This is a genomic window from Limimaricola sp. AA108-03 (assembly GCF_050847355.1).
In the GTDB taxonomy this organism is placed as follows: Bacteria; Pseudomonadota; Alphaproteobacteria; order Rhodobacterales; family Rhodobacteraceae; genus Limimaricola.
Genome location: NZ_CP193756.1, coordinates 177,293 through 196,558 on the forward strand (window position 1 = coordinate 177,293; position 19,266 = coordinate 196,558).

At 64.1% G+C, this 19,266-nt stretch carries 19 protein-coding genes; 13 read left to right on the forward strand and 6 right to left on the reverse strand.

Annotated elements, in window-relative coordinates; genetic code table 11:
- Positions 1-24: 24 nt before the first annotated feature.
- From ACRAQ3_RS16545 to ACRAQ3_RS16580, 8 genes are all read left to right on the forward strand, one after another.
- A complete protein-coding gene (locus ACRAQ3_RS16545; RefSeq protein ID WP_432256570.1) occupies positions 25-777 on the forward strand; it encodes a GntR family transcriptional regulator in 753 nt (250 codons plus the stop codon).
- Between the two features lie 42 nt (positions 778-819).
- Positions 820-2,058 (forward strand): amidohydrolase family protein, encoded by a 1,239-nt coding sequence (locus tag ACRAQ3_RS16550; RefSeq protein WP_432256335.1) that lies wholly within the window; start codon positions 820-822, stop codon positions 2,056-2,058.
- 17 nt (positions 2,059-2,075) lie between these two features.
- Positions 2,076-2,597, forward strand: coding sequence for a hypothetical protein (locus ACRAQ3_RS16555; RefSeq protein WP_432256336.1), 522 nt, complete (start codon positions 2,076-2,078; stop codon positions 2,595-2,597).
- A 45-nt stretch (positions 2,598-2,642) separates the two neighbouring features.
- A complete protein-coding gene (locus tag ACRAQ3_RS16560; RefSeq protein WP_432256337.1) occupies positions 2,643-3,635 on the forward strand; it encodes a sugar ABC transporter substrate-binding protein in 993 nt (330 codons plus the stop codon).
- A 61-nt stretch (positions 3,636-3,696) separates the two neighbouring features.
- Positions 3,697-5,232: a sugar ABC transporter ATP-binding protein gene (locus tag ACRAQ3_RS16565; RefSeq protein WP_432256338.1), complete on the forward strand. Its 1,536-nt coding sequence runs from the start codon at positions 3,697-3,699 to the stop codon at positions 5,230-5,232.
- A complete protein-coding gene (locus tag ACRAQ3_RS16570) occupies positions 5,229-6,206 on the forward strand; it encodes an ABC transporter permease (protein WP_432256339.1) in 978 nt (325 codons plus the stop codon). The genes ACRAQ3_RS16565 and ACRAQ3_RS16570 overlap by 4 nt, the downstream gene beginning before the upstream one ends.
- A 75-nt stretch (positions 6,207-6,281) precedes the next feature.
- Positions 6,282-8,351 carry a hydantoinase/oxoprolinase family protein gene (locus ACRAQ3_RS16575; RefSeq protein WP_432256571.1) on the forward strand — a complete coding sequence of 690 codons (2,070 nt, stop codon included), beginning with the start codon at positions 6,282-6,284 and terminating at the stop codon, positions 8,349-8,351.
- 3 nt (positions 8,352-8,354) lie between these two features.
- On the forward strand, positions 8,355-10,022 hold the full coding sequence (locus ACRAQ3_RS16580; protein ID WP_432256340.1) for a hydantoinase B/oxoprolinase family protein: 1,668 nt from the start codon (positions 8,355-8,357) through the stop codon (positions 10,020-10,022).
- A gap of 188 nt (positions 10,023-10,210) precedes the next feature.
- Here the strand turns inward: ACRAQ3_RS16580 and ACRAQ3_RS16585 are convergent, their stop codons facing one another.
- Both ACRAQ3_RS16585 and ACRAQ3_RS16590 read right to left on the reverse strand, forming a co-directional pair.
- Positions 10,211-10,381, reverse strand: a complete 171-nt coding sequence (locus ACRAQ3_RS16585) for a CcdB family protein (protein WP_432256341.1) — start codon at positions 10,379-10,381, stop codon at positions 10,211-10,213.
- Positions 10,381-10,530, reverse strand: coding sequence for a type II toxin-antitoxin system CcdA family antitoxin (locus ACRAQ3_RS16590; RefSeq protein WP_432256342.1), 150 nt, complete (start codon positions 10,528-10,530; stop codon positions 10,381-10,383). Before ACRAQ3_RS16590 ends, ACRAQ3_RS16585 begins: the two co-directional genes overlap by 1 nt.
- A 146-nt stretch (positions 10,531-10,676) precedes the next feature.
- Here ACRAQ3_RS16590 and ACRAQ3_RS16595 point away from each other — a divergent pair, with 146 nt between their 5' ends.
- The 4 genes from ACRAQ3_RS16595 (at position 10,677) to ACRAQ3_RS16610 (ending at position 12,993) form a co-directional block, all read left to right on the forward strand.
- Positions 10,677-11,348, forward strand: a complete 672-nt coding sequence (locus ACRAQ3_RS16595) for an HlyD family secretion protein (protein WP_432256343.1) — start codon at positions 10,677-10,679, stop codon at positions 11,346-11,348.
- Positions 11,349-11,357: 9 nt separating this feature from the next.
- The gene (locus ACRAQ3_RS16600) at positions 11,358-11,735 is read left to right on the forward strand and encodes a hypothetical protein (RefSeq protein WP_432256344.1); all 378 of its coding nucleotides are present in this window, start codon (positions 11,358-11,360) and stop codon (positions 11,733-11,735) included.
- Entirely contained in the window at positions 11,735-11,872 is a 138-nt protein-coding gene (locus ACRAQ3_RS16605; protein WP_432256345.1) for a hypothetical protein, read from the forward strand. The genes ACRAQ3_RS16600 and ACRAQ3_RS16605 overlap by 1 nt, the downstream gene beginning before the upstream one ends.
- Positions 11,873-12,054: 182 nt before the next feature.
- Positions 12,055-12,993, forward strand: coding sequence for a dihydrodipicolinate synthase family protein (locus ACRAQ3_RS16610; RefSeq protein ID WP_432256346.1), 939 nt, complete (start codon positions 12,055-12,057; stop codon positions 12,991-12,993).
- Positions 12,994-13,047: 54 nt separating this feature from the next.
- Here ACRAQ3_RS16610 and ACRAQ3_RS16615 read toward each other — a convergent pair whose 3' ends face one another.
- Entirely contained in the window at positions 13,048-14,085 is a 1,038-nt protein-coding gene (locus ACRAQ3_RS16615; RefSeq protein WP_432256572.1) for an Ldh family oxidoreductase, read from the reverse strand.
- Positions 14,086-14,251: 166 nt separating this feature from the next.
- On the opposite strand from ACRAQ3_RS16615, the gene ACRAQ3_RS16620 reads away from it, so the two are divergent.
- A complete protein-coding gene (locus tag ACRAQ3_RS16620) occupies positions 14,252-15,280 on the forward strand; it encodes a trans-3-hydroxy-L-proline dehydratase (protein ID WP_432256347.1) in 1,029 nt (342 codons plus the stop codon).
- Here the strand turns inward: ACRAQ3_RS16620 and ACRAQ3_RS16625 are convergent.
- From ACRAQ3_RS16625 to ACRAQ3_RS16635, 3 genes are read right to left on the reverse strand one after another with little or no spacing between them, the layout of a single operon-like run.
- Positions 15,247-17,022 carry an aminopeptidase P family protein gene (locus ACRAQ3_RS16625; RefSeq protein WP_432256348.1) on the reverse strand — a complete coding sequence of 592 codons (1,776 nt, stop codon included), beginning with the start codon at positions 17,020-17,022 and terminating at the stop codon, positions 15,247-15,249. The genes ACRAQ3_RS16620 and ACRAQ3_RS16625 overlap by 34 nt on opposite strands.
- Entirely contained in the window at positions 17,000-18,280 is a 1,281-nt protein-coding gene (locus ACRAQ3_RS16630) for an alpha/beta fold hydrolase (protein ID WP_432256349.1), read from the reverse strand. Before ACRAQ3_RS16630 ends, ACRAQ3_RS16625 begins: the two co-directional genes overlap by 23 nt.
- A gap of 30 nt (positions 18,281-18,310) precedes the next feature.
- Positions 18,311-19,264, reverse strand: coding sequence for an ABC transporter permease (locus tag ACRAQ3_RS16635; RefSeq protein ID WP_432256350.1), 954 nt, complete (start codon positions 19,262-19,264; stop codon positions 18,311-18,313).
- Between the last annotated feature and the right edge of the window lie 2 nt (positions 19,265-19,266).

The window sequence follows — 19,266 nt, forward strand, 5'->3', positions numbered from 1 at the left end:
GGCGGCGCAAGGGAGGTGTGGCAGATGACGAAAAAGGGCGAGAGCACGACAGGCCCGACCAGCGGAACGCGCAAGCGCGGCGCCGTGACGGTCTATCAGGCGCTACGCGAAGAGATCCTTACATTGAAGCGCGAACCGGGCAGCGCGCTTGATGAAACCGCGATTGCAAAATCGTTCGAACTGTCCCGGACCCCGGTGCGCGAAGCGATCCTGATGCTGTCCGGAGAGCGCCTCGTGAAGGTGTTGCCGAACCGCTCCTGCATTGTTGAGCCGCTCACCATGCACCAGCTGCGCGAGATGCTCGACACCTGGTTGATCCTTGGTCGCGCCTTGTCACAGCACCTCAGCCGGGCCGAAATCCCAGTCGACACGCCGATGATGCAGGACCGGGTCCGGGCGTTGACCGATACCATTGGCCACGCAAGCGAGCTCGACACTGCGCTGGCCCTGCTGCAGCTCCAGCGCGGCTATGCCGATCTGGCGAAGAACTTCTTTCTCGCCCGCTACTACCTGCAATGTCTCGATGCTGGGCGGCGGACGATGCTGCTGCTCTATTTTCCCTATGCCTCTGCCGCGGACCTGCACCGGCAGGCCGATCTGCACCGCGACCTTTTCGCCGCGATCGACGTCAAGGACACCGCAGCCTGCAACCGGATCGTCGGCGAGCAGATCGCGGGCATCCTGCAGATCATTCAACACTCCCTCGTGCCCGTGGCGGCCGACGCGGTCGATCTTTCGACCTCGGCGCTCGACCTCGGCCACCCGCTTCCGACCTGACCCCGCCCTCGTGCCCCTTCCCTTACAAGCAAAGTAGCTCCGATGACCGCCACCGCCTTTATCAATGCCCGTCTTCCCGACCTTGAAACCGGGAGGCTGACGGAACCGACGACCGTCGTTGTCGAGGGAGATCGGATCGCTTCCGTCGGCGTGCCCGCGCCCGCCGCCGCGACCCCCTACGATGTTGCGGGCAAGACGTTGATGCCCGGTCTGATCGACGCGCATTTTCATGTGGTGGCCCACAGTCTGAACCTTTGGGACAACGCCATCGCGCCGGACTCGCTTGCGGCGTTCCGGGCCGGCGCGATCATGCGCGAGAAGCTGGATCAGGGGTTTACCACGGTCCGCGATCTTGGTGGCGCTGATCTGGGACTGGTGCGCGCCGTGCAAGAAGGGCACATCGACGGCCCGGATCTGGTTATCTGCGGCAAAGGCCTGTCGATGACCGGCGGCCACACGGACCTGCGCGCGCGCAGCGACGTGCGCCCAGACGCGCTTGGCTGGCGGCTGGGCAACATGGGGGTTCTGGTTGATGGCGTGGATGAGGTCCGCCGCACCTGCCGCAAGATGCTCAAGGAGGGGGCCAAGTTCATCAAGGTGATGGCCAACGGCGGGGTCTCCTCTCCGAACGATCCGATCGATGCGCTGCAGTATTCGGATGCCGAAATTCGCGCGATGGTCGAAGAAGCCCGTAACGCCAACACCTACGTTGCCGCCCATGTCTATCACGACGACGCGATCCGACGCTGCGTCGATCTGGGCGTTCATTCGCTGGAGCATTGCAATCTGATCCGGCCCGAAACCGCCCGGCGCGCCGCCGAGGCCGGCTGCATCGCCGTGCCGACGCTTGTCGCCTATGAGGGGCTCAAGGTGGAGGGGGCCGCGCTTGGTCTTGATGCCGCGTCTCAGGCGAAGATCGACGTCGTCCGCGACGCAGGCATCGAAAGCCTGGGGATCATGCGCGACGCCGGCCTGCCGATGGCCTTTGGCACCGATCTTCTGGGCGAGCTGCGCAAATATGGCGGCATGGAATTCGACCTTCTGGCCCGTGTCCTGACTCCGGCGGAGATCATCGACAGCGCGACCCGCATCGCCGCCCGCCTGTGCCAGCAGGAGGGGGAAATCGGCGTCATTGCCGTCGGGGCCCGCGCCGACATGATCGTGATCGACGGTGATCCGTTCGACGATGTCACCATCCTTGGCAAACCCGAACATCACCTAACCTGCGTGATCAAATCCGGGCGTATGGCCCGCCAATTTCCAAAGAAGGCCGCCGCATGACCGCCCTGCCCTATGACATGAGCCATATTCAGACCCTTCTGGCCGGGCCGGAGAGCGCACGGGCGCTGTTGCGATATGTGGTCCGCGGCCTCAACCGCGACGTGGGCTCGAAGCTCACCAGCGCGTCGATCTTCGACCTTGAGAACATGCGCAGCCGCCGGATCCATTCCGACAACTCTGAGGCCTATCCCGTCGGCAACTACAAGCAGATCGACCGGAACCTGTTCTTCACGACCGTTCTGGAGAATGCCCAGCCCTTCGTCACCAGCCGGATCGAGCAGATCGCCGAGGTGTTCTTCGACTGGCGCAAGATCCAAGCCCTTGGCTTCGAAAGCAACATGAACCTGCCCGCCGTTGTCGATGGCAAGGTGATCGGCACGATCAACATGCTCGCACCGGCCGGACATTTCACCGGCGAGAAGGTTGCCGCGGCGCTGGCGTGGCAGCCGATTGTCACCCTGTGTTTCCTTCTCACCGCACGCGACGAGACGCTCACCGCGTCAGTTCCCGAGGCCGACGCCGTGATGGAGCGCGCCTGACCCTCGAAACCGAAACCACCAACCACCAACAAGGAGATCAAGCCATTGAAGAATATTCTGAAACTCGCGGCCCTCACCACGGCCCTATCGCCGGTGGCGGCGCTTGCGCAAGACGATCAGATTTCGATCGCCTATCTTGCCTCGTCCAGCCAGAACGGTTTCAACCAGTCGATCTATGACGGCATCCAGCGCGCCGCGGCCGAGTATGACAATGTCTCCGTCGAGATCTTCGACGGTGAATTTTCCGCTCCGGTCCAGTTTACGCAGGTCGAGGACCTTGTCGCCGGTGGAAGGTTTGACGGGATGGTCGTGACGCCGAACGACACGGTCGGCATCGCAACCGCACTGGAAGAGGCGACCGCCGCAGGGGTCAAGGTTGCCGCCACGCTGTTCCCCATCGGCCCGGACCTGTCGAACATGCAGCCACAGGTCGAGGGCCTGGTGACCACCGTGGCCTCGGACCCCGCAATCGGCGCGACCAAACAGGCGGAAGAGGTCGTCGAGTTCTGCGAAGACCGCGACCCCTGCAAGGTTGTCATCCTGATCGGGCAGCTCGTCTTCCCCTTCGACAATGTGCGGTATGAGGCCTACCAGAGCGTTCTGGGCGCCCATGACAACATCGAAATCGTTGCAACCGGCGAAGGCAACTACAGCCCTGACACCTCGCTCAATGCGATGCAGGACATCCTGCAGGCGAACCCGGATCTGGACGTCCTGCTGTCCAATGCGGACCAGCACCTCATGGGGGCAGAAATCGCGATCCTCGATGCCGGGCTGGATCTGGAAGAGATCTACGTGACCGGCGGCGGCCTGAACCAGATTGCGACCGATGCCATCCGCGCGGGCCAGTGGGATTCGACCATCGCCATGCTGCCCCGCTCCATCGGCGAAGCGGCACTCCACGCTCTCGTGGCCTCGGTTACTGGCGAAGAGGTCGAGCCTTGGATCGACGAACTCACGCTGGGGGACGTGCCTGCGATCGTGACCCATGAGTGGCTGCTCGAGAACCCCGAGTTCGAAGCCGAGTGGCAGGGCTGAGACAACCGCATCGACCGGCCTGCCACGGTGCGGGCCGGTCGACCCAAAGGGAGGGGCCGACATGACGGACACAGAAATCGCAGTACGGATGCGCGGCGTGGCCAAGAGCTTCGGCAAGACCCGCATCCTCAACGACATCTCGATCGATTTTCTGCAAGGATCGGTTCACGCGCTGGTGGGCGAGAACGGGGCTGGAAAATCGAGCGTGGGGAAGATCATCGGCGGGTATTATGCCGCCGATGAAGGCACGGTCGAGATCTACGGCGAAACCGTAAGCCGCTTTTCACCCCGCGATGCGCTGCAACGCGGCGTCGCGATGATCCATCAGGAATTGCAGCTGGTGCCCGAACTGACCGTCTTGCAGAACGTCTTTCTTGGCCTTGAAAGCCAGTATGCGGGCGTTCTGGTTCAAGGCGACCTCGCGCGGTTCCGCGCGCTTGAGGAAACCTGCCAGTTCGGGCTCGACCCCCATGCCAAGGTCGCGCGGCTGCGCATCGCCGAGCGCCAGAAGGTCGAAATCATGCGCGCCGTCGCGCGCGAGGCGCGGATCATCATCATGGACGAGCCGACGTCGTCGCTGACCGAGGACGAAGCGGAGCGCCTGCACGCGCTGATCGCGCGGCTCAAAGCCCGCGGCAAGACCATCATCTATGTCAGCCACTTTCTGGATCATATCATTGCCAACTGTGACCGGGTCACCGTCATGCGCGACGGCCGGGTGATCCACACGGATTCCATGGCCGGAGAGACCAAGCAGTCCCTGGTCGACTCGATGCTCGGACAAGCCTCCGAGATCTCGTGGCCGGCCCTGCCCGCCGCGCCCGCTGCCGCGGTGCCGCCACTGGTGGAGCTGAAGGAGGTTTGCAGCGACACGGGCCTTGACGGCGTATCGCTCACGATCCGCCCCGGTGAGATTGTCGGGCTGATCGGACTTGTCGGGTCCGGCCGCAGCGAGATCGGGCGCGTCCTTTTTGGCGCCGACCGGATCACCTCGGGCTCCTATCTGCTTGATGGACAGGATCAGGATCGCCTGACGATCAATAAGGCCGTGCAGCAGGGCCTGGCCCTTGTTCCCGAGGACCGGCGCAAACAGGGGCTCGTCCTGACCCAGACGACCCGTCCCAATGTCAGCCTTGCCTCGCTGGACAAGATCTCGCGCTACGGTGTGCTGGATCCGCGCCGCGAACGGGCGCGGGTGGAACGGATGATCGATCATTTCGGCATTGTCCCCCGGCGCGTCGACGGGGATGTGGCGTTCTACTCGGGCGGCAACCAGCAAAAGGTTCTGCTGTCGAAATGGGCGGCCGAGACACCCCGGCTCCTCATCCTCGACGAGCCGAGCCGCGGCGTCGACATCGGCGCACGACAGCGCATTCACGAATTCATCGTCGAGATGGCGGAGGCGGGCACGGCGATCTTGCTGATCTCTTCCGAGATCGAGGAAGTCATCAACCTGTCACACCGCGGCTACCTCATGAGCGGAGGCCGCATTTTTGCCGAAGCCTCCTGCGCCGATCTGAACGTCGATGAGGCGCTAAACCGAATATTTCACGAACAAGGCGCGGACCCGTCAAGCCCAGAGAGAATCATCGCATGACCGACACCTATTTGACAGACAAGCCAGACCCGAAGATCACCCGCGCCGGCGTCGGACAATTCGCCCAGCAATACGGAGTGCTGATCATCATCGTTGCGCTGCTCATCGGGCTGAGCTTCGCCTCGGACAGCTTCTTCACAGCGCGCAACCTGCTCAACATCCTCAATCAATCCGCCCCGCTGGCGATCATCGCCTGCGCCCTGACGCTTGTGATCATCGGTGGCGGCTTCGATCTGTCCACCGGCGCGATCTTCGGCGTGGCCTCGGTGTCGGCCGGCTATATCGCGATTAACGTCGATCCCTATCTGGCGATCCTCGCCGGGCCCGTGATCGGGCTGGGACTTGGGGCCATCAACGGCCTTATCATCACCGGCTTTGGCGTGCATTCCTTTCTGGTCACCTTGGCCACCAGCCTTGTTTATCGCGGCGTGGCCATCCTGATCACCGGGGGCGCCTTGATCCCCGTGCGGATCGCCGAATTTTCATGGCTGGGACGGGAGCGGATCGGCATGATCAACGTGGCCGTCATCGTCCTTGTCCTCTTCATGCTTCTGATGATGTTCCTGCTCAACCGCACGACGTTCGGGCGCAAGGTCTTTGCCGTGGGCGGCAACGAAGAGGCGGCGCTGCTGTCGGGCATCCGCACCAATCTGATCAAGATCATGACGTTCTGCCTGTCGGGCGGGGCGGCGGGCCTTGCCGGTGTCATTGCCGTGTCGCGCATTTCCATGGCGGAACCGCAGGCCGGTATGGGGCTCGAGCTTGAGGCCATCGCGGCGGTGATCCTAGGGGGCACATCGATCATGGGCGGCTCAGGCGCGGTCTGGCGGTCGGTGTCGGGCGTGCTGCTGATCGCGCTGATCGGCAACGGGTTCAACATCCTCAACGTCAATCCGTTCTTCAAGGATCTGACGACCGGCGTGATCATCGTCGTGGCCGTGGCCCTTGCGGCCTCGGCCTCGCGCAGCCGCTGATCCCGGACGGTGCCACACAATCCGGATGCGGTGCGCCGCATCCGGTCCCATCACTCTGAACAAGAAGGTCACAAAATGGACAATACCGTCACCCGTGTGTCGACCGACGTCGGCGGAACCTTTACCGATCTGGTCTATTTCGAAACCGACACCTTGACCGGCGTGCAGACCGTGCGCACCGCGAAATCCGACACCACGCCGCCGAACTTCGAGCAGGGCGTCCTCAACGTGCTCGAGCGGGGCGCGGTCGATGTCGATGCGGTCGACATGTTCACCCACGGCACCACCGTCGTGATTAACGCGCTAACCGAGCGCAAGGGTGCCAAGGTCGGCCTGATCACCACCAGGGGCTTCCGCGACGTACTGGAAATCGGACGTGGCAACCGGCCCGACTTCTTCAACCTGATGTACAAGAAGCCCACGCCCTTCGTGCCACGTTACCTGCGGCGCGAGATCGTCGGCCGCATGGATTATCAAGGCAATGAGGTCACGCCCCTGTCATTCGACGGGCTGGATGAAACCCTTGATCTGTTCCGCGCCGAAGGGATCGAGGCGGTCGCCATCTGCCTGCTGCACGCCTATACCAACACCGCCCATGAAGAAGCCCTTGCCCAAGAGGTGGCAAAGCGCTGGCCCGAGGTCGCGGTGGTCGCCTCGCACCAGATCACCCGCGAATGGCGCGAGTATGAGCGCACCAACACCACGATCCTGTCGGCCTTCGTCCAGCCCAAGGCGCAGCGCTATCTTGAGAAGCTCGAAACCGGGCTGACCGAAGGAGGCTACAAGGGCCGGCTTTATATCATGCAGTCCAACTGCGGCGTTGACTCGCTCGAGGCGACGAAAGCGGTGCCAATCACCATGGTCGAAAGCGGTCCGGCCTCGGGCTTCTGGGGCGCGGCAGAGCTGGGCCGCATCATCGGAGAGCCGAACATTCTGGCGCTGGATATCGGCGGCACCACGGCGAAATGCTCGCTTATCGAAAAGCATCAGGTCAAGATCAAGACCGACTACTGGATCGAGCGCAACGGCAAGTCCGCCGGCTATCCGATCATGGTGCCGGTGGTCGACCTGGTCGAGATCGGCAACGGGGGCGGTTCGATCGCTTGGGTGGATGATTTCGGCAAGATGCACGTGGGTCCGCAATCCGCCGGCGCCTCGCCCGGGCCGGCCTCATACGGGCGCGGCGGCGAGAACGTGACAACGACGGACGCGAATCTTGCCCTTGGCCGGATCAACAAGGACTACTTCTGCGGGGGCACCGTCGAAGCGGACATGGCCGCTATGGAAAGAGGTTTCGAGAAACTTTCCGGCGAGCTTGGCGTCAGCCCCGCCGAAGCCGCGCGCGGCATCGTGCGCATCGCCAACTCTAACATGGTCAACGCGCTCAAGCTCGTCTCCGTGAACCGCGGCTATGACCCGCGCGACTTCACCCTTGTCGTCTTTGGCGGCGGCGGACCGATGCACGGTGTGGCCTTGGGCCAGGAACTGGGCGTCAAGAAGGTGGTCGTGCCCCGCGGCGCGCCCGTCTTCTCGGCGTGGGGCATGATGATGTCGGACCTGCGGCGCGATTATTTCGTGACCAAGCTTCAGGACGCCGACGACCATGAGGCTCTGGATAACCTGCTGCATCACACGATGGAGCTGGCCCGCGAAGAGCTGGGGCGCGAAGGAGTGGCGCGGGATGCCGTGCAGCTGTCACCGCTGATCCGCTGCCGCTACCAGAACCAGGAATTCGGCGTCGAGGTTCCGATCCCGGCCGGCCCGGTGACCGTCGAGACGTTGCAGAAAATGGTTGCCGAGTTCCACGTCCGTTACAAACGCGAATACACCTACACGCTGGACGCGGCCGTCGAGATCACCGGCATCCATCTGATCGCCGCAAGCGAGGTCGGCAAACTGGAAATCGTGCCCCTTCCCAAAAGCGGCGCTGCCCTGGCCGATGCGATGAAGGGCGAGCGTGAGGTCGATTATGCCACCGAGGGCACCCATGTCGCCACCATCTACAACGGCGAGAAGCTCGAACCCGGCATGACCTTTGCAGGCCCGGCCATCATCGAAGATCCCGGCACGACGGTGGTGGTTCATCCCGGCAACACCGTGTCGATCGACGATTTCGGCAACATCCATATCGAAACGCGGAGCTGACCCATGACAAAGCAAGATACGTTCACCCATGATCCCGTCACCTTCGACATCATCCAGAACGGAATTCAGGCCGTGGCAGACGAGATGTTCGTCGCCCAGGTGAAAACCTCGATGAGCGCGATCATCTACGAGGTGCTCGACCTTTCGACGTCGATCCTAGATGCCAAGGGCGAAATCGCGGCCTCGGGGGCGGGCATTCCCGCGTTCATCGGCGTTCTCGACAAGGCCATCCACGGCATCCTGCAGAAGTTTCCGCTGGACGACATCCGCCCCGGTGACCTTTTTGCAACCAACGATCCCTATTACGGCGGCGTCAGCCACCTCAACGATATGGTTCTGGCCTCTCCGGTCTTCTCCGAAGGTCGTCTGGTCGCTTGGGTCGCCAATATCGCCCACTGGAACGACGTGGGCGGCATGGTGCCGGGGTCCATGTCGTCGGATGCCACCGAAATCTTCCAGGAAGGCGTGCGCATTCCGGCAGTGAAGCTGTTCGACAGGGGCGAGGAAAACAAGTCGGTGTTTGACATTCTTTATGTCAACACGCGGCTGCCCGATTACCTGCGGGGGGATCTTTGGGCCGGCATCGCGGGCTTGCGGATCGGCGAACGTCGCGTCCTCGAGATCATTGAAAAATACGGCACCGATATCTTCGAAGCCGCGATTGCCGATTTCATGGACTTCGGCGAAACCCGCGCCCGCGCCGCGCTCAAGACACTGCCTGAAGGCACCTACAGCTTCGAGGAAGAGCAGGACTCGGGCCAGATCCACAAGGTCGAGATCACCATCAGCAAGGATGAATTTCTTGTCGATCTCACGGACAATCCGGCGCAGGCCGGCTCTTCCAACTCCTCGCGCGAGGGAACCGAGATTGCCGTGCAACTGGCGTTCAAGTCCTTCACCGATCCGGACGCGCCGGGCAATGGTGGCTTTTTCCGCCCGCTCACGGTCAAGACCACGCCAGGCACCATCTTCCACGTTCAGGAACCCGGGGCATTGGGCTATTATTCCGAGGTCGAGATCCGGCTCTTCGACATGCTGCTGCGTGCCCTGGCCCACCATTTTCCCGGCGTCGTGCCCGCGGGCAACTTCGCGTCGATCTGCGGCACCGTAGTGGGCGGCCCCCACCCAGACACCGGGCGGCATTACACCATCGTCGAACCCCAGGTCGGCGGCTGGGGGGCCTGGCAGGGGAACGACGGTCCCTCCGGCCAGTTCTCGGGGTTCCATGGCGAAACCTTCAACTGCCCCGCAGAAGTGGCCGAAGCTCGCTATGGGCTGACCGTGGATCAGGTCGCGCTCAACCCCGAACTGGGAGGTGAGGGCCAATGGCGGGGCGGAAAAGGGATCGACGTGCATTACCGCGTCCGGGCCGACAACAATTTCCTGTCGGTGGGCTACACCCGCTCGCGCATTCCGCCGTGGGGTGTCAATGGCGGGCATGATGGCTCGTGCAACTACGTCGAGGTTCTGCGCACCGATGGCAGCTCCGAACGACATGCTTTTGCGACCAATGTCGAAGTGAACACCGACGATGTGATCCGCGTCGTGACCGGCAACGGCGGTGGCTTCGGGGACCCGGCGAAACGCAGCGCCGAAGACCTCGCGCGGGACATCCGTGACGAATACCTGACGCCAGAGCGCGCGCGTGAGGTTTACGGCCACCAGGGTTAAGCCCCGGGGCACGCCATTCCCTTGGCGTGCCTTGGTCCATTCCTTCCTTCGCCACATAGTCAACGCCGATGACTGCGTTGAGCGGACCACATTTGCACAACACCAGGGGCAGGATGTTCCGCTTGCCGGTTCAGCAGGACCGCAAAGCGATTTCAGCCCCGTTTCTCGCTGTTCGGCCGCTAGAAGCCTTAGGTCAGCATGTCCAAAGCATAGGAGATGGCCTCAGGCGCCGCGTCGAAACGGGCGACCGGCTGGCTGAGGATCGTGACGGGCACGGCGGCGATGAATTGTGCGACCGAGACGACCGGCTCGCCCTCCACCTGGAGCACCGGATTGGCGAATACATCGAACCGCGTCATCAGAACGGGCGGAACCGCGCCAGGGGCGCGTCGTGGGCTTCGACGTAGAAGTTGGAGCTTTCCAAGACTGCCGCATTTTCGGCTTTCCGGCGTTCGGCCTTGGCGCAGGCGACCGCGTGGCGCACATCTTCCTCGGCGGCGCGGGACATTCACCTTGAACGCGCGCCTCGGACAGCAAGGCCGCCGCCGCCCCCAGGCCCCGACCCCGTCGACCCCGCCGAGACGCCAGCCAGCAATCCGGCGGGCAAGATCGCCCTTGTGGTCGTCCTTCTGCTGCTTGTGCTGATCGTGATCCATGCGCTCAGCGACCGATGGCGCCCGCCTGCCCGGCGAAATCACCCGGGTCGTGGTGGCCGACGACGCGGTGGTCGAAGCGGGCGAGGTGCTGTTCGAACTCGACCCCCGCCCCCTCGAGCTTGTTCCGGCTCAGGCCGAAGCCAACCTTACCACGACAGCGCAGAATATCAGCGCGTCATGCGCGTCTCTGGTCGCGGCGCAGGCGCAGTTAGAGCGCGCGCAGTATGATCTGGCCTCGACCATCATGCGCGCGCCGCATCTGGGCATGGTCACCAATGTCACCCTGTCGGAGGGGCAGTATATCGGCGCCGGGAAACCCGCCCTGACCTTCATCGACTCCGGCGCCGCCTGGATCACGGTGGATCTGCGCGAGAACCAGCTGCAGCAGGTCGATCCGGGCGACCCTGCGCATCTTCTGTTCGACGCGCTGCCGGGGCGGATCTTCGAGGGCCGGGTCGAGAGCATCGCCTGGGGCATCAATCCGGGCCGCAATGTCCAGGGCGGTCTGGTGGTGAACCAGCCCGCGAACCGCTGGTTCGAACCGGCGTGGCAGATCCCCGTGCGGATCGAGCTGGCCGGCGGGATGGAGAATTTGTCCGACGCGGTGCGCGTCGGCGGCAAGGTGCATGCGGTCGACTATGGCAGCGGCACCGGCAACCCGATCGCCTAGGCCGCCGCGATGTATGTCACCCCGCGCTCCGTTCTCTCCGAGGATCCGCTGTACGCGGTGTGTCTGGCGCTGACCTTTGCGACGATCCCGATCCTCAACCCGGCGCTACCGCCGATCATTGCCGCCTTGCCCGTGGGGCTGATCGTGGCGCAGCGCGGGACGTTCAACCCGGCGCGGATGCTCGCAGCGCCGGTGGTGATGATCCTGCTTGTCTATGTCATGACGTGGTGCGTCGAACAGTTGCGCCCGATGCCCGTGGTCTATGTGGGGGCGATGTGGCTGACCTGTTTCTTCGGCTTCCGGATGGTGCTGCAAACCGGCGCGATGGCGGGCATGCTGATCCTGAGCGTCGCCGTGCTGATGTCGGTCATGGGAATGACGTGCTGATGTCGGTCATGGGAATGAACGGCAATGCCCCGGTCGAGGCGATGCGCGGCGATTTCGTGAAGACCTCTCTCGTGTCGGCGGTGCTCGGGCCGCTGGCCTATCTGCTGCTGGCCGCCCGCACGCGGAAGATTCACTAGGATGATCCGAGACCCGACCCCGGGCGCATCAACACCGCGGCCGCGCACAGATAAAATACTTCGTCCGATTTTTTTGTCGACATTGAGTATGCAACAGGCTTATGTGAACCGGAACCCGATGCCGTGGCCCCGTAAACGGGGACGGATTATTGAGGCGATGCCGTAGAATAAAGGAATGACGGATGGACAATGCTGTTTTCACTGGCACCATGCCAGCACTGATGACCCCCTGCAAAGAGGATCGCACCCCCGATATCGATGCGCTCGTCCGCAAGGGGCGTGAGCTTGTGGATGCAGGCATGTCCGCTGTCGTCTATTGCGGCTCCATGGGCGACTGGCCCCTGCTGACCGACGAGCAACGCATGCAGGGCGTGGAAGCCCTGGTGAAGGCGGGCCTCAAGGTTGTCGTCGGCACCGGTGCCGTGAACACCAGGATTGCCGCCGAACACGCCGCCCACGCCGCCCGCGTCGGCGCGGCCGGTCTGATGCTGATTCCCCGCGTGATGTCGCGCGGCGCGTCGATCCCTGCACAAAAGGCGCACTTCAAGGCGATCCTGTCTGCCGCCCCCGACCTGCCAGCGGTGATCTACAACTCGCCCCACTACGGCTTCTCCACCGGCGCGGACCTATTCTTTGCCCTCAAGAGCGAGCACCCGAACCTCGTTGGTTTCAAGGAATTCGGCGGCAAGGCGGCCCTCACCTATGCGGCCGAGCATATCTCGAGCGGCAACCCCGACGTGACGCTGATGGTCGGCGTCGACACCACCGTGTTCCACGGCTTCGTCAATTGCGGCGCGACTGGTGCGATCACCGGGATCGGCAATGTGCTGCCCAAGGAAGTGCTGCATCTGGTCGAGCTGTCGCAGAAAGCCGCCAAGGGTGACGTGGACGCCCGCCGCCGCGCGCAAGAGCTTGAGCAGGCGCTTTATGTCTTGTCCAAGTTCGACGAGGAAGGCGACCTCGTGCTCTACTACAAGCACCTGATGGTGCGCGACGGGAACGAGGAATACCGCCTGCATTTCAATGAGACCGATGAGCTGAGCGATGCGCAGCGCGCCTTTGCCGACGTCCAGTATGACCTGTTCAAGACATGGTATGCCGAGTGGTCCAAAGCGGCCTGATGCGAAAACCGGACACCCCTGCGGGTGTCTGGTCCGATCTTGTTCAAGAAACGATCAACGAGGCGTGGCCGCTTGAGCCGCGCCTTCTTTTTCCAGCCGGTCGAGTTCGTCCAGCTCGGCCTTGGTCAGGGGAATCCCGTCGCGCAGGGCTTCGGCCCGGGCGGCGAAACGGCGCTGGCCGGGCAGGCGCGCGCCCTGCCCTTCGATCGCGCCGATAAAGGCTTCTGCCGTCGCGCGCGGATCGGCGCGGCCCCCTGCGAAACGCTCGGGATCGAAGGCGAGGATAAGCTCACCATGGCGGGGGGCGATCGTCGTCGTGCCGAGCCACTCCAGCGCCTTGTCCGAGGTAAAATCCCCGATCAATGCGCCTGCCAGCAATTCGATCATCGTCGAGATCGCCGACCCCTTGTACCCGCCGAAGGGCAGCATCGCCCCGTCCAGTGCGGCTTCGGGGCTGGTGGTGGGCTGGCCGTCGGCGTCCAACGCCCAGCCTTCGGGCAGGGGATTGCCGGCGCGGCGATAAAGCTCGATCTCGCCCCGGGCGACGACGCTGGTGGCGAAGTCGAAAACGTAAGGGCTCTTGCCTTCGCGCGGCCAGCCGAAGGCGAAGGGGTTCGTGCCGAGCAAGGGCTCGGTGCCGCCGACCGGCGCGACGGTGGCGTAGCTGGGGCACATGGCCATCCCTGCCAGCCCTTCGGCGGTGATGTCCTCGATCTCGGGCCAGAGCGCCGCGAAATGCACGCAGTCGTTGATCACCAGCGCGGCCAAACCGCTTTTGCGCACCTGCTCGGCCAGCACCGGAAGCCCGCGCGCGAACGCAAGGTTCGAGAACCCGCCCTTGGCGTCCACCCGGATGATGACCCCGTCCGGTTCTGCCACCTCCGGATCGGCGTCGGGCACGACCTTGCCCGCTTCCAGCGTACGCAGACAGCCCGCGATGCGGTAGATGCCGTGGGACTTGCACCCGTCCCGCTCTCCCGCGACGATCGCCCGGCCAAGGGCGGCCGCGTGATCCGCCGAAAACCCGCCCGTGACGAAAATCGCTTCGACCCGCTCGGTCAACGCCGCGACCGAAACCAACTCATAAGACATCCGACCCTCCTTTACCCTTGGGATACTTCGTGAACTGGATAGGCAGGCGGGGGTCATTCAGCAAGCTAGTATTTTTTATGTCGACAACATTCGGGTGCCATCCTAGGGTCTTGTTCGACAGGACTGGCACAACCTTGCCGGTCCGCGGGCTTTAGTCGGAGGACCCATGCGCAGCAGCAAGATCGTTCATATCATATCCGCCCATGCGGAAGGCGAAGTCGGCGATGTCATCGTCGGCGGCGTGGCCCCGCCGCCCGGCGACACGATCTGGGAGCAATCCCGCCGGATCGAACGGGACGGCACGCTGCGCGACTTCGTCCTCAATGAACCGCGCGGCGGTGTCTTCCGGCACGTGAACCTTCTGGTGCCGCCCAAGGACCCCCGCGCCGATGCGGCTTTTATCATCATGGAACCAGAGGACACGCCGCCGATGTCCGGCTCCAACAGCATCTGCGTCTCCACTGTGCTGCTCGACAGCGGGCTGGTGCCGATGCAGGAGCCGGTGACGGAAATGGTGCTCGAGGCGCCGGGCGGTCTGGTTCAGGTCCGCGCGGAATGTTCCGGCGGCAAGGCGCAGCGCATTTTTGTCGAGAACCTGCCCAGCTATGCAGACCGGCTTGATGCCACGCTCGAGGTCGAGGGCATCGGCACGCTGACCGTCGACACCGCCTATGGCGGAGACAGCTTCGTGGTCGTGGACGCCGAAGCGCTTGGCCTGTCGCTGGTCGAGGAGGAGGCGCACAAGATTGCCTGCATGGGCGTGAAGATCACCGAGGCCGCAACCAAGGCCCTGCCCTTCCGCCACCCGACGAACCCGGACTGGAACCACTATTCCTTCTGCCTGTTCGCCGGTCCGATGGGTCACGACGAGAACGGAATGCGCAGCCGTCAGGCGGTGGCGATCCGCCCCGGCAAGGTTGACCGCTCCCCCACGGGCACGGCGCTCTCGGCGCGTATGGCGCTTTTGTCGGCGCGGGGGAAAATGGGGCCGGACGACAGGCTAACGGCGGAATCGCTGATCGGCTCGACCTTTTCTGGCCGTATCTTGGGCGATGCAAAAATCGGCGACCGGACCGGCATTCGCCCCGAAATCTCGGGCCGGGGCTGGATCACCGGGACCCATCAGCACATGCTGGATCCCGATGATCCCTGGCCGCGCGGCTACCGGCTCTCGGACAGCTGGGGCGCGCGCTGATCCAGTGGTGCCGTCGCCGCGATCAACCAGTCCCGCACCGCTCCGGACAGGAGCGGTGCAACAGCCTCACGCACCCGCGCGTGATAGCTGTCGATCCAGCCCCGCTCTCCGGCGTCCAGGGCGTCGAGGTCATAGAGACCGAGGTCAATCGGCACCAGCGTCATCGGATCGAATCCGATAAAGCCCGCATCCCGTGCGACCACTCCGACCTGATTTTCCACGCGAATGCCCCAGACGTCCGCCTCGTAGAACCCCGGTTCAAGGGTCAGAACATGGCCCGATCGAAGCGGGAACGGGTTGGGTTTTTGTCCGATCCGGTGGGGGTGTTCATGCACCAGTAGATTGTGACCGACGTTGTGACCGGTGCCGTGATCGTAATCCAGCCCCATGTCCCACAGCGGCGCCCGTGCCAGCGCGTCGATCTGGTGCGGCATCGTCCCGTCGGGGAATTGCGCCCGCGACAGGGCGATGAACCCGCGCAGGACCGCCGTGGCGATGCGGCGCACCTCGTCGCCCACCGGGGCGAAGGCATAGGTCCGCGTCACATCGGTGGTGCCGCCGGCGTATTGACCGCCGGAATCGCACAGGAAGACGGCGTCGCGCGACAGACGGGCCGAGCCCTGTGCAGGCGGGTGGTAATGGCACATCGCCGCATTGCCGCCGGTCGCGGCGATGGTGACAAAGCTCGGCTCCTGATACGCGTCCGATCGGGCGCGGAAGCTTTCGAGCTGGGCGGCGGCAGCGGATTCATCCGGCCAGTCCTCCCCGCTCATCACCTCTGACAGCCAGTGGCCGAAATGCGCCATGGCCACGGCGTCGTCCAGATGCGCCCGGCGGAACCCGTCGAGTTCCGCCCGGGTCTTCAGCGCCTTTTCGATGGTCACGAGGCCCTTCGCATGACGGCTCTCACCCAAGGCCTGTTCGACCGCGTCCGGCGTGAAGGCGGGGTCGAAGGCGCAGGCCACGGTCTGATCCTTCAGCCAGGGAATAAAGACCTCGATGGGGTGGAGGATCACACCCTCGGGCCGGATGTCCTTGCACTTGAACGGGTCGATGAACCAATGGGCCGCGCCCTCGGCGGTGATGGCGGCAAAGGACAGGGGCAGCGGGTTCATCGCCACGTCGCCCCCGCGCATGTTGAACAGCCAAGCGATGTTGTCGGGCCGCGTTTCGACCCAGACCCCGGCGCCAAGCCCGTCCAACGCCTGCGCCACCCATTGCAGCTTGTCGCCGGCACTGCGGCCCGCTTCCGCCTCTGGCATCGCGCGCAGCGGAGCTTGCGGCATCGCGGGCCGATCGCTCCAGATTGCATCGAAGGGGTCGTCGCAGGGTGTCAGCGTCGCCGTCCCAGCCTTGTCGCGCAGCCTCTCCATCTGCGCCACGCTCCACCGCATCGGATCATAGCCGATGTTGCGGGCTGCGGCGCGGTCACGCAGCCAGTCCCCCAGCGGCGCGTCATGGATGTGACCGAAGGTCCAGTCGGCCCCGTCCACCTGCTGCGTCGCCTGAATGCCGTAGCGCCCGTCGACCAGAAACACCGCGCCCTCGGCCATCACCAGCGCATGGGCGAGCGTGCCGGTAAAGCCGGTGAGCCAGGCAATGTCGCGATCATGTTCTGGCGCGTCCTCGTTTTGGAAGGCATCGGCGCTGGTCAGGATCACGCCGTCCAGCCCCTGCCCCGCGATCCAGTCGCGCAGGCCGGCAAGGCGGGTGCCGTGATCAACCAAGGTATGCATGTCCATCGAGGGAGTCCTCCATCGCAAAGAGATGCTCCAGAACGCGACCGGTGTGACGCAATCCGTTGTGTTCGTATTCGTTGGTCAGCCAGACCCGCACGTTGCCCACGTCACGGGCGGTCTGCATGGACAGGCTCATGTCCACATACATGTCGTCGGCATAGACCGCCGCCCAGACCGGAACCGCGTTTTCGGCCAGACGGGCATGATCGTAAAGCGGCGCATCCAGCGGCCGCTGCGCCAGCGCTTCAGCGGCCGGTTTGAAAGGCCGCAGCGCGCGGATGTCGTCGAACATCCACGGATAGATCATCTCTCCGGTGAACAGCAGCGGGCGGGCGTCGTCGGCGAAAGCCGGGAATTCGGACAGCAGCTGTTCGGCGGCCCAGCCAGTACGCGCGCCGCCCTGCCCGTAGATCCCTTCGTGGATCGCGGCAAACAGGGGGTTGTCGTCAAAGGCGGTCATGCCGCGCACCGCGCCCAGGAAACTGTCCGACACTTCGCCATCGGCGGCAAAGGCTTCATCCAGCAGCCAGTGCAACGTCTCAAACCCCTCGACGGTGCCCAGCTCCATCCCGAGGTATTGCAGCCGCCGCACGGTCAGCACGTCCCCATCGGGCAAGCGCACATCCCCCTGCGCCAGCCGGTCGGCCAGCCGGTCCACTTTGGCGCGATCGCCGGGGTAGCGGTTGAAATAGAGCGCGTTCTTGTGGGCCACGCGGGGATAGGTGTGGCGATAGATCGTCGCTGCATCGGCCTTGACTCCCGCCAGACCGCCGGTGACGTAACAGCCCGCCAGCCCCTCGGGCGCGTGGGACAGATAGGACAGGGTCAAGAACCCGCCGTAACTTTGTCCCAGCGTGAACCACGGCTTGCCGTCAAACAGCGTCTTGCGGATGTGCTCGCAGTCCTTCACCACGCTATCTGCCCGCAGGCACGACAGGTAATCCGCGCCCTCTTCGGCCCCCATGGCGGCGAACTGACGGCCCTGCACGGGGGTTGACCGGCCTGTGCCGCGCTGGTCCAGCAACAGCACGCGATGGCGCCTCGTGGCCACATCAAGCCAGGCCGGGCCGCGGTTGGGGCGCGGGGATTTGCCCCCCGGCCCGCCTTGCAGGAACACCAGCACCGGCAGATCCTCCTGCATCCGGCCCGGGGCCGTCACCTCACGCGCGAAGACCTCGATCGTCGGGCCGTCGGGCTTGTCCCAGTCCAGGCGAACATCGACCATCCGGTCGCGCGTGTCATAGCCGGGAATTCGTTGCATCGGTTTGCCTGCCTGTAATGAAAGTGAAATTTACCTGACCCGCGGATCAAGCGCTGCATAAAGCAGATCAACGATCAGGTTGGTTGTGACGATGAACAGCCCGCCCAGCATGACCACGCCGATGATGATCGGCCGGTCCTGGTTCTGCACCGCCTGCACGGCCAGCGCGCCGACCCCCTGCAGGCCGAACACCTGTTCGATGACGATCACCCCGCCCAGAAGCACCGCGATATCGGCCCCCAGTTGCGTGACCAGTGGCGTCAGCGTCGCGCGCATCCCGTGGCGATAGACGACCCGCCGTTCGGTCAGGCCCTTGGCGCGGGCGGTGCGGATGTAATCCTCGCCGAGCACCTGCAGAAGCTGGCCCCGCGTCAGGCGCGCATAGATTGCCGCCACGACCAGCGCCAGCGTGGTCCAGGGCAGGGCCAGATGCCAGGCCCATTTGGCGGGGTTCTCCAGAAACGGCGCGTAGCCCCCCGGCGGGAACAGGGTGAAACCTGCGGTGCGCGGCAGGAAATACAGCGTATAAAGGGCCAGCATCCCCAGAACGAAGGTCGGAAACGACAGGCCCAGCAGGATGAAGACCTGTCCCAGCCTGTCCTTCCACGTGCCTGGATTGCGCGCCGAGATGATGCCGATGGGCACCCCCAGCGCCAGCCAGAACAGCACGCCGCCAAACACCAGCGACACGGTGACCGGAATCCGCCGCACGATCAGATCGGTGACCGGCTGTCGATTGCGATAGGAAAAGCCCAGATCACCTTGGGCGGCGCGGGTCACGAAACGCAGATATTGTTCGGGCATCGGCCGATCAAGACCGAGATTCTCGCGCACCTGCTGCAGCTGTGCCTCAGGGGCCTTGTCGCCCGCCACAACGCGGGCCGGATCGCCGGGGGCCACGAAGAACAGGAAGAAGACGAACAGGCTGAGCGACAACAGAACGAACACACCGAAGGTCAACCGTTTGATAAGAAACACAATCATGT

Coding starts and splice junctions, on each gene's coding strand:
- ACRAQ3_RS16545 (WP_432256570.1), top strand. CDS start 25: ATGACGAAAAAGGGCGAGAGCACGACAGGCCCGACCAGCGGAACGCGC.
- ACRAQ3_RS16550 (WP_432256335.1), top strand. CDS start 820: ATGACCGCCACCGCCTTTATCAATGCCCGTCTTCCCGACCTTGAAACC.
- ACRAQ3_RS16615 (WP_432256572.1), bottom strand. CDS start 14,085: ATGTCTTATGAGTTGGTTTCGGTCGCGGCGTTGACCGAGCGGGTCGAA.
- ACRAQ3_RS16635 (WP_432256350.1), bottom strand. CDS start 19,264: ATGATTGTGTTTCTTATCAAACGGTTGACCTTCGGTGTGTTCGTTCTG.
- ACRAQ3_RS16590 (WP_432256342.1), bottom strand. CDS start 10,530: ATGTCCCGCGCCGCCGAGGAAGATGTGCGCCACGCGGTCGCCTGCGCC.
- ACRAQ3_RS16575 (WP_432256571.1), top strand. CDS start 6,282: ATGGACAATACCGTCACCCGTGTGTCGACCGACGTCGGCGGAACCTTT.
- ACRAQ3_RS16585 (WP_432256341.1), bottom strand. CDS start 10,381: ATGACGCGGTTCGATGTATTCGCCAATCCGGTGCTCCAGGTGGAGGGC.
- ACRAQ3_RS16595 (WP_432256343.1), top strand. CDS start 10,677: ATGCGCTCAGCGACCGATGGCGCCCGCCTGCCCGGCGAAATCACCCGG.
- ACRAQ3_RS16610 (WP_432256346.1), top strand. CDS start 12,055: ATGGACAATGCTGTTTTCACTGGCACCATGCCAGCACTGATGACCCCC.
- ACRAQ3_RS16600 (WP_432256344.1), top strand. CDS start 11,358: ATGTATGTCACCCCGCGCTCCGTTCTCTCCGAGGATCCGCTGTACGCG.
- ACRAQ3_RS16620 (WP_432256347.1), top strand. CDS start 14,252: ATGCGCAGCAGCAAGATCGTTCATATCATATCCGCCCATGCGGAAGGC.
- ACRAQ3_RS16580 (WP_432256340.1), top strand. CDS start 8,355: ATGACAAAGCAAGATACGTTCACCCATGATCCCGTCACCTTCGACATC.
- ACRAQ3_RS16555 (WP_432256336.1), top strand. CDS start 2,076: ATGAGCCATATTCAGACCCTTCTGGCCGGGCCGGAGAGCGCACGGGCG.
- ACRAQ3_RS16570 (WP_432256339.1), top strand. CDS start 5,229: ATGACCGACACCTATTTGACAGACAAGCCAGACCCGAAGATCACCCGC.
- ACRAQ3_RS16565 (WP_432256338.1), top strand. CDS start 3,697: ATGACGGACACAGAAATCGCAGTACGGATGCGCGGCGTGGCCAAGAGC.
- ACRAQ3_RS16630 (WP_432256349.1), bottom strand. CDS start 18,280: ATGCAACGAATTCCCGGCTATGACACGCGCGACCGGATGGTCGATGTT.
- ACRAQ3_RS16605 (WP_432256345.1), top strand. CDS start 11,735: ATGTCGGTCATGGGAATGAACGGCAATGCCCCGGTCGAGGCGATGCGC.
- ACRAQ3_RS16625 (WP_432256348.1), bottom strand. CDS start 17,022: ATGGACATGCATACCTTGGTTGATCACGGCACCCGCCTTGCCGGCCTG.